This is a genomic window from Acinetobacter sp. ANC_7504, from assembly GCF_056779995.1.
On the sequence record NZ_JBWYIZ010000010.1, the window covers coordinates 25175 to 40739 of the forward strand.

General features: G+C 37.8%; 13 protein-coding genes and 1 tRNA gene. 10 read left to right on the forward strand and 4 right to left on the reverse strand.

The window, feature by feature from the left end; genetic code table 11:
• Window positions 1–53: 53 nt before the first annotated feature.
• Entirely contained in the window at window positions 54–1415 is a 1362-nt protein-coding gene (locus AC1M9F_RS10935) for a spinster family MFS transporter (RefSeq protein ID WP_481597786.1), read from the reverse strand.
• Between the two features lie 174 nt (window positions 1416–1589).
• Here AC1M9F_RS10935 and AC1M9F_RS10940 point away from each other — a divergent pair, with 174 nt between their 5' ends.
• Together AC1M9F_RS10940 and AC1M9F_RS10945 are read left to right on the forward strand one after the other, a co-directional pair.
• Window positions 1590–2039, forward strand: a complete 450-nt coding sequence (locus tag AC1M9F_RS10940; RefSeq protein ID WP_092767707.1) for a MarR family winged helix-turn-helix transcriptional regulator — start codon at window positions 1590–1592, stop codon at window positions 2037–2039.
• A gap of 98 nt (window positions 2040–2137) precedes the next feature.
• Complete coding sequence (locus tag AC1M9F_RS10945; protein ID WP_180028226.1) at window positions 2138–3214, forward strand: nitrilase-related carbon-nitrogen hydrolase; 1077 nt, start codon at window positions 2138–2140, stop codon at window positions 3212–3214.
• Window positions 3215–3262: 48 nt separating this feature from the next.
• On the opposite strand, the gene AC1M9F_RS10950 is transcribed toward AC1M9F_RS10945, so the two are convergent.
• From AC1M9F_RS10950 to cysS, 3 genes are all read right to left on the reverse strand, one after another.
• The gene (locus AC1M9F_RS10950) at window positions 3263–3922 is read right to left on the reverse strand and encodes a cupin domain-containing protein (RefSeq protein ID WP_092767711.1); all 660 of its coding nucleotides are present in this window, start codon (window positions 3920–3922) and stop codon (window positions 3263–3265) included.
• 227 nt (window positions 3923–4149) lie between these two features.
• A tRNA-Gly gene (locus AC1M9F_RS10955) sits at window positions 4150–4225 on the reverse strand.
• A 64-nt stretch (window positions 4226–4289) separates the two neighbouring features.
• Window positions 4290–5711 (reverse strand): cysteine--tRNA ligase, encoded by a 1422-nt coding sequence (cysS, locus tag AC1M9F_RS10960; protein WP_092767713.1) that lies wholly within the window; start codon window positions 5709–5711, stop codon window positions 4290–4292.
• Window positions 5712–5933: 222 nt separating this feature from the next.
• Between cysS and AC1M9F_RS10965 the strand changes: the two genes are divergently transcribed.
• The 8 genes from AC1M9F_RS10965 (at window position 5934) to AC1M9F_RS11000 (ending at window position 15477) form a co-directional block, all read left to right on the forward strand.
• Window positions 5934–6899, forward strand: coding sequence for a KpsF/GutQ family sugar-phosphate isomerase (locus tag AC1M9F_RS10965; protein WP_481596412.1), 966 nt, complete (start codon window positions 5934–5936; stop codon window positions 6897–6899).
• A gap of 3 nt (window positions 6900–6902) precedes the next feature.
• Window positions 6903–7442 carry a KdsC family phosphatase gene (locus AC1M9F_RS10970; protein ID WP_481597787.1) on the forward strand — a complete coding sequence of 180 codons (540 nt, stop codon included), beginning with the start codon at window positions 6903–6905 and terminating at the stop codon, window positions 7440–7442.
• Window positions 7443–7481: 39 nt separating this feature from the next.
• Window positions 7482–8027 (forward strand): LPS export ABC transporter periplasmic protein LptC, encoded by a 546-nt coding sequence (gene lptC, locus AC1M9F_RS10975; protein ID WP_481593664.1) that lies wholly within the window; start codon window positions 7482–7484, stop codon window positions 8025–8027.
• Window positions 8014–8583, forward strand: a complete 570-nt coding sequence (gene lptA, locus AC1M9F_RS10980; protein WP_481597788.1) for a lipopolysaccharide transport periplasmic protein LptA — start codon at window positions 8014–8016, stop codon at window positions 8581–8583. The genes lptC and lptA overlap by 14 nt, the downstream gene beginning before the upstream one ends.
• Window positions 8583–9329: an LPS export ABC transporter ATP-binding protein gene (gene lptB / locus AC1M9F_RS10985; protein WP_481592089.1), complete on the forward strand. Its 747-nt coding sequence runs from the start codon at window positions 8583–8585 to the stop codon at window positions 9327–9329. Before lptA ends, lptB begins: the two co-directional genes overlap by 1 nt.
• A gap of 1425 nt (window positions 9330–10754) precedes the next feature.
• The gene (locus AC1M9F_RS10990) at window positions 10755–12161 is read left to right on the forward strand and encodes a TolC family outer membrane protein (protein ID WP_481587693.1); all 1407 of its coding nucleotides are present in this window, start codon (window positions 10755–10757) and stop codon (window positions 12159–12161) included.
• Window positions 12158–14293: a type I secretion system permease/ATPase gene (locus AC1M9F_RS10995; protein ID WP_481597789.1), complete on the forward strand. Its 2136-nt coding sequence runs from the start codon at window positions 12158–12160 to the stop codon at window positions 14291–14293. The genes AC1M9F_RS10990 and AC1M9F_RS10995 overlap by 4 nt, the downstream gene beginning before the upstream one ends.
• Window positions 14290–15477, forward strand: a complete 1188-nt coding sequence (locus AC1M9F_RS11000) for an HlyD family type I secretion periplasmic adaptor subunit (RefSeq protein WP_481597790.1) — start codon at window positions 14290–14292, stop codon at window positions 15475–15477. The genes AC1M9F_RS10995 and AC1M9F_RS11000 overlap by 4 nt, the downstream gene beginning before the upstream one ends.
• The last annotated feature ends 88 nt before the right edge of the window (window positions 15478–15565 follow it).

A 15565-nucleotide genomic window follows, 5' to 3' on the forward strand; every position in this document is an offset into this window, starting at 1 on the left:
ATATGAGCTTAGATTTTAGAAAATGCTTTATGTAATTTTGCACAAATCACTTCTTATCTGACCATTTCATCTTTTTCTACATCTAGACTTTTCACAAAATGTTTACATCCTGTTTTGAGTAAAATAATAGTCAATAACGCTGAGAATCCACCTACGATTGAAATTGAATAACCCACCATGTTGGTATCCCCGAATACTTTATCGGTAATTAATGCGACTAAAGTTGTTCCAATACCTAAACCAATTAAGCTACTGATTAACAAGAAAATTGCAGAAATTTGAGCTCGTAATTGATTTGGAGCTAAAATTTGCATAGCTGCTGTTGAGGTTGGCATTGGGAAAGATGCAAAGAACATAGCCACTGTAAAAATAGCAACAGATAACCACAGTGAGTCTACTAATGTATAGCTAATAATCGGTAAGATAATTCCTAAACCACCTAAATAACCAGCATACATTGCAGCATCACGTCGACCTTTACTTGTCAGATAGTCAGTTAACCAGCCTGCAAAGAAAACACCAGATGTGTTTGCGATAAGTAGAATCGTTCCTAACATATAACCTGTTTCAACAGGACTTAGACCAAAGTTACGCATATAAAATGCAGGTGACCAGCTCATGACACAAAACAATGCCATTGCATAGAATGTGAAGCCCATGTAGTGACAAGTAAATGTCTTACTGTGCTTTTTTAAGAATTTAAACGAATCCGTAAATTTAACTTTTACGACATTACCTGATGTATCGAGTTTTTGTCCTGTTCGTTGCGGATCTCTTACTGTTAAAATAAATAAAAGACCAATAAAAATGCCTGGCAATCCAACGAGAATAAAGGCAACTTGCCAAGCCTTCATCATGCCGAGTAAAGGAACATCAATAAACGTTGCATCTTTTAATAAGCTGATCACATAGCCGCCAACGAGAAAAGCCATCCCTCCACCGATAAAAGAACCAATGGAGTAAATACCAACGGCTTTACCTAATTTGTCTTTACTGAACATATCACTAAACATGGAATATGCTGCGGGTGATAATGCTGCTTCACCAATGCCAATCCCCATTCTTGAAAGAAAAAGTTGAATGAAGTTTTTACTTAGACCACAAGCCGCTGTTGCTAAGCTCCAAAAAATAATGCCAATTGCAATAATTTTTGGTCGGGAAAATCGGTCTGCTAAATAAGCGATAGGCAATCCCATAAATGCGTAAAATAGGGAAAAAGCTAAACCGTGCAATAGACTAAACTGAGTATCAGTTAAATTTAAATCTGCTTTGATCGGTTCAATCATCAAGACTAAAATTTGTCGATCAATATAAGAAAATATATAAGCCAACATACATAGTGTGACTACGTACCAAGCGTATCTCGTATTTTTTTTGACCGAAGCGGGTTCTTCAGCATTTAGAGTATTCTGCATTTTCGTATCCTATATCCTTAAGGGTTTGATTTTTATTCCATTATTTTTTTAGCTAAACTGTGACTAGGTATTCAAATTTAAGCAACATTAGTCATATATAATGCAAAATTAAACTCAAATACTTTTTTATCAGCATACTGATAATATTTATGATTTTATAAAAGGGCAATAGGTATGTTTAAAAAAAATACGAATTCACCTGAAATATTTGATAATGAATCGGGTTACCTTGGATTTTTATTAAGAAAGACATCCCATGTATATCGTTTAAAAATGGAGCGTGTACTTGCTGAATATTCAATCACTCCACCACAGTTCACAATTTTGAAAATTATTTTGACTTACCCAGGTTTCACAAATGCGGAAATAGCACGTTTTGCTTCATTAACACCGCAAACAGTAAATTTGATGATCTCAAAATTAGAAAAACAAAATATTCTCTATAAAACTTCTCATTCTACGAATAAGAAAATTCAATTAATTGAGATATCAGATTTAGGGAAAAAACTTATGGAAGATTGTGGTGATGCTATTGATCGTTTAGAAGATTCTCTAGTCGATGGTTTTAGTGAAAGTGAAATAAGAATCGTCAGGAATTGGATGAAAAAAATTAATGAAGAATAATTTTCTAAATTATTTGGTTTTTGAACTTGCATAATTATCAGCACACTGATAATTTTTAAGTGCATTAAAAAAACTGAATGGATTTAGAGGAAAATAAAATGATCAAACCTTATGGTGTAGTAGGATTAGTTCCAACAATATGGGGCACAAGTTGTAGAGCAGATATTATGAAAAATATCTCTCATTTAGAGGAACTTACATCCGGTGCATTATGGTTGAGTTCTTTAGATATTCCAGTAAGACTGTTGGTTCTCCCAGAGGGGGCATTACAGGGCTTCAACGATGAAGCACTAGATGTTGATATTCAAGAATTCTTGGATGATGGTGCGATCGATATACCAGGCCCTGAAACAGATCGTTTAGGTGAGTTAGCTAAAAAACATAATGTTTTTATCATGGCGCAAGCCAAAGCTAAAAATGAGGATTGGCCAGGCATTATGTTTAATGTCGGATTTATTATAAATCCTCAAGGCGAAATTATTTTAAAACACCACAAAATGTCTGCTTTATTGCCATGCGAGCGTTCAGCATCACCTCATGATTTGTATGATGAGTGGGTAAAAAAATATGGTGAAGAGCTTCAATCATTTTGGCCAGTAGTTGATACGGAAATTGGTCGATTGGGCATCATGATGGCAATGGAAGGTAATTTTCCAGAAAATGGTCGAGGCCTAGCGATGAATGGTGCTGAAGTCGTCTATCGTGCATCTTTACCAGCTTCATTTACTGAAAATGATGTATTTGAAATCTCCAATCGTGCTCGTGCTTTAGAAAATAATATGTACGTAGTAGCACCTAATATTGGGGGGATGTATCTTGATGAAAATACATTAGCACCGATCGATTGTGGTGGTGGTCTTTCTATGATTGTGGACCATAAAGGTAAAATAGTGGGTAAACAGCATGATACCAATGGATCTACCTATGTCACTGGTGTAGTTGATATAGAGGCACTTCGTTATCATCGTACACACGCTCAGGTGACCAATTGGATGAAAGATATACGTGCAGAATGCGCACAATTAATTTATAAAAATAATATATATCCTAAAAATTTGTATTTGCAGCAAAAACAGGGACATCACGACGAATATAAAGCGGAAGTGATTGATAAGCAAATTCAGAAGCTTATTGATATGGGTGTCTGGAAAAAAAGCGCATATGATGAGTCTTAATCAAAGCACTAGCTTAAAAACCCAATAATGTATTGGGTTTTTTTGGGTTTATATATTTTTTAAATGATCTTTTTTTACATAAATCAAAGCGCCAGAACCACCTGCTTTGATTTCAATACGATGTTGAATCGGAAACCTCATCCACGAACCGGCTGAATAATTTCGTTCATTCATCACCAATTTACCTTTGATAATGAAAATTTCAATACCGTTATGATGTGTTGATTCTAAAACCTGTTGGCTTTCGAGTTTTTCGAGAAAGGTGTCTTCATACTCAGATTGAAATAGTTGGCAAATCTTTCTGTTGTTAAAATAGGTCCAGTTTCGCTCGTCACGAGTATCAATTCGGGTAGCTAATTTTTCTTCTTCAGACATTTGCATGAGTTTCACCAAGATCAGACATCCATCTAAGCTCGAGACAATATGTTTAGAAAGGTGAGGATTTCGCATATACCATCCAGATGGATAGTGCTGATGATCATCTTCAGTAAAAGTCCCGTTTAACACTAGAACTTCTTCACCGAAGGGGTGTTGATGCTCTGGGAACTGAGAATTTGAAGGGAACTCAACTAGGCTGGTTGCTCTTGCTTGTTCTAAGCCAACACGATCAAACATCATTCGTTTAACTTCGCCTCTTGGGGATTGAATCCATTGATAATCCTCTGGAGTAATTATTACAGGTTGAGAGAAGTCAGCATTTAATCTCATGCTTTTAGCCTAAAAAAGAGCATTAAAGTAATTAATATTATCAAAAAAAGCGTGAATTTAAGATGAAAACCTGTTCAAGTTCGAGAGTGATTGGGTGTGGAGCAACTTTGACTTTGGTCGGCTAGCTTCTCTTTTCTCTTTCGAATAATTTAATCTAGGTCGACTTTATTTGAGAATCTAAGTCAATAAAAAAAGCCTCAATTTTTCGACTGAAGCTTTTAAAATTTTGGAGCGGGAAACGAGACTCGAACTCGCGACCCCAACCTTGGCAAGGTTGTGCTCTACCAACTGAGCTATTCCCGCAATATGGTGTGAATTATAGTGATTTTGCACACCCTGTCAACACTTCCAAAATTTAATTGATGAATTAATCAGCACGTCGCCATAAAGTTCCTTGACGCGTATCTTCAAGTACAATGCCTTGATCAAGAAGATTTTGGCGAATCTCATCTGCACGTGCAAAGTTTTTCTCTTTCTTGGCATCTTTGCGTTGTTGAATGAGATCTTCAATTTCATCATTACTCAAAGATAAGCTTTCTTGACCAATATCTGATTTTAGGAATTCATCAACATTATGTTGAACAAGACCTAAGATATTGGTCAGATAACGCAAGGTGGCATAATATATGGCCGCCTGTTCAGCAAGTTCGTCTTTTACGGCACGATTTAATTCTTTATTGATTTCAAAAAGTACGGCAATCGCTTCTGATGTGTTGAAATCATCCCGCATTGCTGCATTAAACTTTTCAACGAGTGCTTCATCGTATTGCGAATTAATTTCGGCACCATATATCTGTTGATATGCTTTAAATGAATGATAAAAACGACTTAATGTGTTTTTAGCTTCTTTAAGCGCAGTATCAGAAAAATTCACAGGGCTACGATAGTGTGATGAAACGATAAAGTAACGAATAACTTCAGGATGGAATTTTTCCATGACATCGCGAATCGTGAAAAAATTGCCTAAAGATTTAGACATTTTTTCACCATCGACATTGATAAAGCCTACGTGCATCCAATAGTTTACATATTGTTCGCCAGTTGCAGCTTCACTTTGTGCGATTTCATTTTCGTGATGGGGGAAGGTTAAGTCAGACCCACCACCATGAATATCAAAATGATTACCAAGGCAACATGTAGACATTGCTGAACATTCGATATGCCAACCTGGACGACCATTCCCCCAAGGAGATTTCCAAGAAGGTTCATTTTCTTTTGCATGCTTCCATAGCACAAAATCGAAAGGATGTTTCTTTTCAACTTCAACATCGACTCGTTCGGAAGCACCTGCTTGCATGTCTTCGAGTTTACGACCAGATAGACGCCCGTATTTTTTAAATTTTTCAACTTCGAAGTACACATCACCGTTTGACGCAGGATATGCAGTGCCATTATTGACCAAAGTACCAATCATATTTTGCATTTGATCGATGTACTCTGTCGCACGAGGTGCTTCATCAGGTGCCAAGCATCCTAAATTGGCAGCATCTTCATTCATTGCCTGAATAAAGCGATCAGTGAGTGCTGTAATGCTTTCACCATTTTCATTTGCACGTGCAATGATTTTGTCATCAATGTCAGTAATATTGCGAATATATTTAACTTTCCAACCTTGGCTACGAAGAAAACGAATAATATAGTCAAATGCAACCATAACCCGAGCATGACCGATATGACAGTAGTCGTAAACTGTCATCCCACAGACATACATATCAATATGTCCTTCTTTGCGTGGTACAAACTCAACTTTTTTTCGTTGCTCTGAGTTATATAGAACAAATGGTTGCATAGGTCTTCAAAAAGCTAAAAAAATGGTGGTTCATCTTAACCTAAGGCTTATCTTTCACAAAGTTTTATGCGTAAAAAATCTATGCAAATGAAATTTATACATTTAAGAAAAAGATACTTGCATGCTTATGTTAATATATGAAGAATAATTTAATGATTGAAATTGTGGCTGAATCCAGCCTCAAGGTGCCCAGATTTGAATTCTGAAAATACTACATATTTAATTGATTTTCAAAAGGTTGCAAAAGAAACCTTAGAGATTGAGCGTCAAGCTTTATCGGTACTATCCAGTCAGATTGATGATCGTTTTTCCCAAGCATGTCAAATTATCCTACAGTGTCAAGGTCGTTTAGTGGTCACTGGTATGGGGAAATCTGGTCATATCGGTCGAAAAATGGCTGCAACATTTGCATCAACAGGAACTCCGTCTTTCTTTATGCATCCAGGTGAAGCTGGTCATGGTGATCTCGGGATGTTAGTGCGTGGAGATGTGCTGATCGCGATTTCGAACTCTGGTAAAAGTGATGAAATCATGATGTTAATGCCACTCATCAAACATTTGGGTGTGCCATTGATAACAATTTCAGGTGATGACCGTGGACCAATGCCACAGAACGCTGATGTTGCGCTTACACTTGGTCATATTCAAGAGGCATGCCCATTAGGTTTGGCACCAACTTCAAGCACGACAGCGACTTTAGCTTTAGGTGATGCTTTGGCTGTTGCTTTACTTGAAGCGCGTGGATTTACTGCAAATGATTTTGCCATGTCGCATCCAGCTGGTGCACTCGGTAAGCGATTACTGTTGCATGTTAAACATCTGATGCACGTGGGTGACTCTCTACCAAAAGTTTCACCTGATACACCAATGAATAAAGTTTTATACGAAATATCAAACAAACGTCTCGGATTAACCACAATTGTGGATGAAAATGATGTTCTGTTAGGTATATTTACGGATGGTGACTTGCGACGTCTCATTGATAAGCAACAAGGTTTTGATGTTAATCTTGCTGTATCAAAGGTTATGATTGAAAATCCTCTAACCATTTCACAAGAAGCAAGAGCGGTTGAAGCGCTAGAGCAAATGAATGCTAAAAAAATCAATCAATTTGTAGTAGTCAACGATGCCAAACAAGTGATTGGTGTAATTAGCATGCACGATTTAATTCAAGCTGGGGTAAATTAATTCATGGCATCTTATGTATTGTTAGAACAAGCACGACATATCGAAGCATTGGTTTTGGATGTAGATGGTATTCTAAGTGATGGTTTTGTAACGTTGACGAACTCAGGTGATGAAATTAAGTCATTTGATATTCGTGATGGACTTGGGATGAAACTTGTTCAGCAAGCTGGAATTAAAGTTGTCATTATTACCGGTCGCCAAAGCAATATTGTGACAAAGCGTATGAGTGATCTAGGTGTAGACTTAGTTTATCAGGGGCGTGAAGACAAAGGGACTGCCTTACAGCAAGCTTGTACGCAACTAGGTTTAAAACCAGAAGATTGCTTGTATATGGGTGATGATTGGCCAGATTTATCTGCTTTTGCGATTGCGGGAATGAAAGTAACAGTGCCAAATGGTCATCTTGAGGTTCGTCGTCGTGCAGACCTTGTAACCCAAGCTTATGGTGGTCGTGGCGCTGTGCGTGAAATTTGTGACATGTTATTGTTGTCAAAAGGGGTTTACCATGACCTTCTTGAAAAATATTTGGCTGTAACGCATTAATACGCAGTTGATATGAACGCTGAATATAGTTGATGATTTATGGATACTAAAGTTTTATACATTACTGCTGTTATCGTCGCTGCTATAAGTGGCGGCTATTATTATTACAGTGGTAAAGGGAAAAAATTAGAGGGTTCATCCGCTCAATCGATGACATATTCGGCAAAGAATATTAATCTTTTGCAAACTGATGAAAAAGGCATGCTTTATGTTAAGGCTACAGTGGATGAACTGAACCAAGATATGAAACAGAAAACATCAAGCTTGCAGAATTTAAATGCCAGCATGTTTACTGATAATGTAGAAGACGCTACGTTTTATGCTAAACAAGCACATGGTTTCAATGACAATGAGAAGATTGTGTTATCTGGAGATGTTGTTGCAACCAAGCAAGGAGAAATGGGCAAAATGGTTTTTCGAACCGATGCGCTTACAGGATATCCAAAAACAAGAAAGCTTGAAACATCTGAGCAAGTTACTGTACAAACACCAAATGCAGATTTTGTCAGCCAAGGCTTAGAAGCAGATTTGAATGAAGGTCAGTACGATTTTAAAAATATTCGAGGAAAGTATGCACCAAACTAAACCTTCTTATTTATCATGTTCGAAAATGCTTAAAGCAATAGCAATGGTGGCACTCAGTTCTATTTCTGTTATGGCATTTGCATTGCCCAGTGATCGTAATCAACCCATCATGCTTTTAGCTGATCGTGCGACCTATAATGACAAAACAGGTATAACGACCTATGTGGGGAATGTTTCTGTTGAACAAGGTACTTTTAAGTTAAATGCAGCCTCTATAGTTGCTAATCTCAATGCCAATCGCCAAATTAGCTCAGTAAATGCGTCAGGTTCTCCTGCAAAGTTCCAACAGCAATTAGAGTCTAAACGTGGCATTGCACGTGGTGAAGCCTCTAAAATTGTATATAACGCAGATACAGGCATTATTACTTTGTCGGGTAATGCATATTTGTATCAAGATGGCGCAAGTATTCGTGGGAACACTTTGCGTTACAGTATGAATAAGGGTGATATCGAAGTTGTAGGCGGTGGCAGTAGTGAAACGGGTAGTTCAAAAGGTCGCGTACAAATTATAATTCCTCCTTCTGCCTCAAAATCATTCTCTGGAGTACGTGATTAATGAGCGTCAATGAATCACCAATCCAAACATTAAAAATTAAACATCTTGCCAAAGTTTATAGTAAACGCTGGGTGGTGAAAGATGTTTCATTTAGCATGCAGAGTGGTCAAATTGTTGGTTTGCTTGGACCGAACGGGGCGGGAAAAACGACAAGCTTTTACATGGTAGTCGGACTGGTTCGAATGGATAAAGGTGAAATTCACTTAGATAATCTTGATCTTTCGGACCTTGCAATGCATGAGCGTGCTCGTCATGGAATTGGTTATTTGCCACAAGAAGCTTCAATTTTTCGTAAATTGAGTATTTCAGATAATATTATGGCGATTCTTGAAACGCGGAAGGATCTTAATAAGCAACAACGTAAAGAGAGACTTCAAGAGTTATTAGAAGACTTTAAAATTACACATATCAAAGATTCTTTGGGGATGAGTGTGTCAGGGGGGGAACGTCGCCGTGCTGAAATCGCTCGAGCATTAGCCGCCGATCCTAAGTTTATGCTCCTTGATGAGCCTTTTGCTGGGGTAGATCCAATTTCTGTAGGTGATATCAAAGATATCATTCGCAATTTAAAAGAACGAGGAATAGGTGTGCTTATTACAGATCATAACGTTCGCGAAACGCTCGCGATTTGTGAGCATGCTTATATAGTTAGTGAAGGATCCGTCATTGCAGAAGGGACCCCAGATCAAGTACTTATGGATGAAACTGTCCGTAAAGTTTATTTAGGTGATGATTTCACAGTTTAAAAAAATAATGTGATATCTATAAAATAATGTTGTTTTATAGATATTTAGACTGTAAATTAACTCAAACAAATCGTAAGTTTACAATTGACGCAGAAATAATATAAAAATCATTGTAGAATACGATTGATTTTATGTGACGTAGTTCACACTTTTTAATAGAGATTACAAGTGGCTAAACATCAATTAAGTCAGAAGGATATGGGGTATATCACGCTGTTTGCGATCAGTTTATGTGCGACACAAGTACATGCTGAAGATGCAATCGCTCCTCTAGCAATTGACGATACCCAACGTGCACTATCAGCAGAATTACAAAAACCCAAAATCAATTTTAGTTTGGAAAAAAAGACTGTTGAAGATATACCTGAACAGCTTGAAAAGCCACGTTTTAAATTATTCCAATCGAAATCCAAAATCTCGAAAGAGCAAGTGAAAGAACAGGTTCTTGTTCCTAAAGTTATTGAACAAGTTCCTGATTTAGACGACATAGTCGAAAATGAAATTGCTCAAGTTAACACGATACCTTTATCTAATTCGCAGTCTCAGAATGAGTCGAAGGATAAGACTCAAAAGAAATCTTTCTTTGCATTTGTTAAGCGTGAAAAAGCGGCATCTGAACCAAAAGTATTGCTGCCAAAGGTAAAGCAGGATATTGAAGAGGCTTCAGCGCCAAATGTTTTAAAACCTACTATTTCATCTACTGTACAACCCGCTACTAAAGACACTCGTCAGGTTTTAAAACCGCTTAAACCAAAGATCCAAAATCAACTAACAGAATCTTTAATTGACGCACAACACGCAAAATTACTAGAAAATGAAACATCGGTTACAGAAGACCAAACAGAAAAACCAAAAAGTAAACTCTTTACATTTATTGGGAATATAGGCAAAGATAAAACTAAGTTGGATGAGGGTCATCACCAAGCTACTGGCAATGTTTCAAATACAAAAGTTTTGACACCGACTTTACAAAAATCGGTGAGTGAATCTTCATTGAAAGTGTCTAGTACACCAAAACCGAAGATTGTTAATGATCAACAAATTAACAGCCAAAACAACTTGCTACAAGCTCCACCTTCAACTGTAGCGAAAGTTGAACATCGTCAAAGTCTTGTATCTAAAGCCAAAGCTTTTTGGCCTTTTAAATCAGGTTCTCATAATAAGTTAGAAACACAGAATGTAATTGAGCGTCCAAACTTGATCGTTCAGCAACCGACTAGTGCTTTGGCTGTAAATAAACCTACAATTGTTTATTCAAAACCAATAGAGCAGAAAGCGAAAATATCTGAACAATCGCAGTCGATTAAGCCAGTTGTAAATATTAAGCCTAAAGCTGATCAAGTCGTCTCTGAACAAAAATACAATACGGTGAATGCTGAACCTCAAGCAAAGAAAAAATTCAGTTTAACTGCATTAAAATCAAATATGGATCAGTTTTTTAAACCTAAAGCTGATGATGACTTTAGACAAGTTAAGTTAAATGAACTGAGTGATTTTAGCTTTGATCCTAAACAGGTCGAACAATTGCCTGTGATCACGACACAAGCTTCGCCTAGTGCTCCAGTATCTTTGATGCCACTTGTGAATGGTACGGCTGATAAACAAACGTTAAGCTTATACGATGCGATTAAGATTGCAGTAGCTAGACATCCTGAAGTGACACAAAGTGTTTCTTCACTCGCATCACAAAATGCATTTATTGATGTTGCTAAAGCCGGTTATTACCCACAGTTGAGTGCAGGTGTTTCAACTGGAGATATGACTTCAGGAGAAAGAGGGCGTCAATTATTTAATGTCAATGCGACACAACTACTTTTTGACTTTGGTAAACAAAAATCACTAGTGAGTACAGAAGAAGCCAAGTTGCAGTTTAGCCAAGCTCAAGTTCTTGTCACAATTGACCAAATTGCTCTTGAAGTGGCTTCTGCCATCGTGAATATTAAGCGATATGAAGAAATTACACGTATTGCACGTGAGCAAATTGCTGGTATATCACGAATCCGAGAAATTGCTAATTTACGTGCAGAGGCAGGTATCAGCAGTCAGGCCGATCCAATTCAAGCGCAATCATATTATGAATCTGCACAATCAAATTTAATTCTGCAAGAAACACAGCTCAATGTATTTAAACAACGTCTTAGAACTTTGATGGGAACAGATATATCAAAATATAACTGGGAGATACCTGAGAGTTTAATTAAGGCTTCAGATATTTATTCAGAGCCAAAGTTTAACGAAATTCCGAAAATGATGGCTGCCAAAGCAGAAGTTGATGTTGCAGAATTGGAAAAAAAACAAACTCAATTGAGTCGTTATCCTACGTTAAATGTTAAAGGTACATTGAGTCAAGCAGTCAACGGACGTAATCCGAATAACAATCAAGACGATGGAACAGATAGTTCTATTATGCTTGAAGCAAATAGTACTTTCTTCCAAGGTGGTGCAATTAGTTCACGCAGTCGTGCGGCATCGTTTGCAGAAGAAGCTGCTAAAGCAAAAGTAAATGCAGTTTATTTAGAAACAATTGATGAAATTCGTCGTGCTCAAGAACAAGTTGAAAATAAACAGCGACAAATGAAAGTATTAATTGATCAGCAAGCGACATCAGTCAGAACGAAAGAGTTATATCAAGAACAATATAAACTTGGCACTCGTACAGCTGTTGATCTTTTAAATGCTGAGCAAGCGATTCACCGTTCAAATTCAGATATTGAAACGGCACGTTATGATATTTATGAAAACTTAGTTCAATATATTGCCGCTTCTGGTAAGAGCCGCGATGTATATCAACTTAATAATTTGACCATTCAAGGGGTAGAATTGAAACCATGAATACAAGAATAAATTATCAACCATGGTTACAAGGTGTCCTGACGGTTGCACGTCATTATCGAATTGAAACCTCTGCTGAACGTATTCGCTTAGAACTAAATTGGAATCAGAACCAGTCAGTCGACGACATCTTGGCAATTATGACACGCCAAGTAGGTTTACATGTCCGTAAAGTGGATTTTAGCCCTGATATTTTAAATCCGTGGCGTTTACCGGTATTGGTCGGATTTAAAGATGGGCAAGTTGGCGTCATTGATCGTGCAGATGCACAAGGTAACGCAAGTGTTCAACTGAGCGGTGATGAAGGGTTAGCACAGACATTTTCAGTAGATACATTATTAGATGTCATCGACTCAGTCTATATTTTAAGACCAGAAACCTCAGTACCTGATGCGCGTATTGACGAATACATTAAACCGTACGAAAAAAATTGGTTTTGGGAAATTGTATTACGCGATTGGAAACGCTATATCGATATTATGTTTGCATCATTGCTTGCAAACGTATTAGCACTCGCGACAATCGTATTCTCGATGAATGTGTATGACCGTGTTATTCCAGCACAATCTATTCCAACCTTGTGGGTGCTGGCAGGTGGTGTATTACTTGCTGCAATCTTTGAATTCGCATTGAAATACTCACGATTAATTCTTTCAGATATGATTGGTAAGCGTGCGGATTTAAGAGTCTCGGATCGGGTCTTTGGTCATGCTTTACGTATTAAAAATAGTGAACGATCTAAATCCACGGGAACGTTTATTTCACAAATTCGTGAATTAGAAGGTGTGCGTGAGCTTGTAACATCTACAACAATTACCGCCTTTGCTGATTTACCATTCTTCTTCCTGTTTCTTGGTATTTTTTGGCTTATTGGTGGCAATCTTTTCTGGGTAATTTTGGTGGTTGTACCGCTGATGATTATTCCAGGGCTTTTGGCGCAAAAAAAATTAGCGCAATTGGCTAAAGAGGGTATGCGTGAGTCATCAATACGAAATGCGATTCTTGTTGAAGCCGTTCAAGGTATTGAAGATATTAAACTGTTACGTGCAGAGTCTCGTTTTCAAAATCAGTGGAATCACATGAATGATGTTTCAGCTTCTATCAGCATGAAACAACGTAAAATAGTAGGCGTATTGAATCTCTGGACTCAAAAATTACAGGGGTTGACCTTTGCAATTGTAGTATTGGTGGGTTGTTTTGCGGTAATGGATGGAGAAATGACCACTGGTGCGTTAGTGGCATGTTCGATTCTATCTTCACGTATGTTAGCGCCAATTGCACAGGTAACTGGTGTTCTTGGTCGTTATCAGCAAGCCAAAACGGCGAAAGAAAGTCTTGATGAATTAATGAGTAAACAGGTTGACCATCCTGAGCGTTCACAATTGATTCAGCGATCAGTACTCAATGGTCATTATGAATTAAATGGTGTGGTCTTTAAATACGGCGAAGAAGATCCTAAACCAAGTGTTGTGATTCCTAAACTTGAAATTAAACCAGGTGAAAAAATTGCGATTCTTGGGCGTAACGGTGCAGGTAAATCGACCATTCTTCAATTACTTTCTGGTATGCAAACCGTAGTTCAAGGTAAAGTTCAATTAGATAATATTGATATTACCTTGTTGGACCCATCGGACGTTCGTCGTGACGTAGGTTTGTTGAATCAAAATGCGCACCTATTCTTTGGTACAGTCAGAGAAAACTTAACGTTAGGTGCACCATTAGCTACAGATGATGATTTATTAAAAGCACTTGCTGTAACAGGTGCACTCAACTTCATTCAAGAAAAGAAAGAAGGACTAGATCATATTATTTTAGAAGGTGGTGTAGGCTTCTCAGGTGGACAACGTCAGGCACTTTTATTGTCAAGACTACTCATTTGTCAGCCGAATATTCTGTTGTTAGATGAGCCTACAGCTGCGATTGATGATGTATCTGAAAAACAATTAATTGATCATATGAAGAACTGGCTTGGACATCGCACATTGGTTGTGGCAACCCACCGCCGTGCAGTTTTAGAGTTAGTGGATCGAATTATCGTGGTGAATGATGGTCGTATCGTTATGGATGGCCCACGTGATCAAATTTTAAATAATTCTGGCCAGCAACAAGCAAATTCAGGGGCTAAATCATGAGCGAAGAATTAAAACGACAACGTTCATTAAAAGTGTCTCAGTTAGAGCCACCATTACCGAAGGTCAGTATTACGATTTGGATTATTGGTCTGGGTTTGCTTGCACTCATTATTTGGGCAGCTATTTTCAAACTTGAAGAAGTTTCTAATGGTACAGGTAAAGTGGTTCCAACTTCTAAGGAACAAGTGATTCAATCTTTAGAGGGCGGGATTCTAACCAAACTTGAAGTTAAAGAAGGTGATATTGTTGAAAAAGGGCAAACCCTTGCTCAACTTGATCCGACACGATTTGCTTCAAATGTGGGTGAATCAGAATCGTTACTACTGTCATCGCAAGCAACAGCTGCGCGTTTACGTGCGGAAGTGAATGGTGGTCCACTGGTATTTCCAGAATCAGTTCAAAAAATTCCAAAATTGGTTGCTGAAGAAACTCAGCTTTATCATTCTAGACGTGCCAATATGGAAGAATCTATTGCTGGCTTAACGCAAGCACTTACGTTAGTTCAGCAAGAATTGAGAATGACAGAACCGCTTGTTGCCAAAGGTGCTGCGAGTGAAGTTGAAGTTTTACGTTTAAAACGTCAAGCAAATGAATTGACCAACCAAATTAACGATATTCGTAACCAGTACTATGTGCAGGCACGCGAAGAGTTATCTAAGGCGAGCACTGATGTCGAAACTCAACAACAAGTGATCAAAGGTAAATCTGATAGTCTGAATCGTACAATCTTTAAAGCACCAGTCCGCGGTGTGGTAAAAGAAATTGATGTGATGACTTTGGGTGGTGTTATTCCTCAGAATGGTAAGTTGATGACCATTGTCCCTTTAGATGAACAACTTTTAATTGAGGCGCGAATTTCACCGCGTGATATTGCATTTATTCATCCTGGACAGGAAGCTTTAGTTAAAATCACTGCTTACGATTATTCAATCTACGGTGGCTTGAAAGGAGAGGTAACAGTCATTTCTCCTGATACGCTACGTGATGAAGTTAAACAAGATCAATTCTATTATCGTGTGTATATTCGTACTGATTCAGACAAGCTTTATAACAAAGCTGGGCAAGCTTTCCCAATCACGCCGGGTATGGTATCAACGGTTGATATTAAGACAGGTCAAAAAACGATTCTTGAATACCTGTTGAAACCATTCAATAAGGCGAAAGAAGCGTTACGCGAACGATAATCTCTATTTTTTCAGTCTGTTTAAAACCCAATCAATGATGTTTTGATTGGGTTTTTTAATATGATTGAATCACGCATAATGTATTTGA

Excerpts from the sequence above, each read along its gene's own strand:
- AC1M9F_RS10935 (WP_481597786.1), bottom strand. The coding sequence starts at position 1,415 with ATGCAGAATACTCTAAATGCTGAAGAACCCGCTTCGGTCAAAAAAAAT.
- AC1M9F_RS10940 (WP_092767707.1), top strand. The coding sequence starts at position 1,590 with ATGTTTAAAAAAAATACGAATTCACCTGAAATATTTGATAATGAATCG.
- AC1M9F_RS10945 (WP_180028226.1), top strand. The coding sequence starts at position 2,138 with ATGATCAAACCTTATGGTGTAGTAGGATTAGTTCCAACAATATGGGGC.
- AC1M9F_RS10950 (WP_092767711.1), bottom strand. The coding sequence starts at position 3,922 with ATGAGATTAAATGCTGACTTCTCTCAACCTGTAATAATTACTCCAGAG.
- cysS (WP_092767713.1), bottom strand. The coding sequence starts at position 5,711 with ATGCAACCATTTGTTCTATATAACTCAGAGCAACGAAAAAAAGTTGAG.
- AC1M9F_RS10970 (WP_481597787.1), top strand. The coding sequence starts at position 6,903 with ATGGCATCTTATGTATTGTTAGAACAAGCACGACATATCGAAGCATTG.
- lptC (WP_481593664.1), top strand. The coding sequence starts at position 7,482 with ATGGATACTAAAGTTTTATACATTACTGCTGTTATCGTCGCTGCTATA.
- lptA (WP_481597788.1), top strand. The coding sequence starts at position 8,014 with ATGCACCAAACTAAACCTTCTTATTTATCATGTTCGAAAATGCTTAAA.
- lptB (WP_481592089.1), top strand. The coding sequence starts at position 8,583 with ATGAGCGTCAATGAATCACCAATCCAAACATTAAAAATTAAACATCTT.
- AC1M9F_RS10990 (WP_481587693.1), top strand. The coding sequence starts at position 10,755 with ATGGATCAGTTTTTTAAACCTAAAGCTGATGATGACTTTAGACAAGTT.
- AC1M9F_RS10995 (WP_481597789.1), top strand. The coding sequence starts at position 12,158 with ATGAATACAAGAATAAATTATCAACCATGGTTACAAGGTGTCCTGACG.
- AC1M9F_RS11000 (WP_481597790.1), top strand. The coding sequence starts at position 14,290 with ATGAGCGAAGAATTAAAACGACAACGTTCATTAAAAGTGTCTCAGTTA.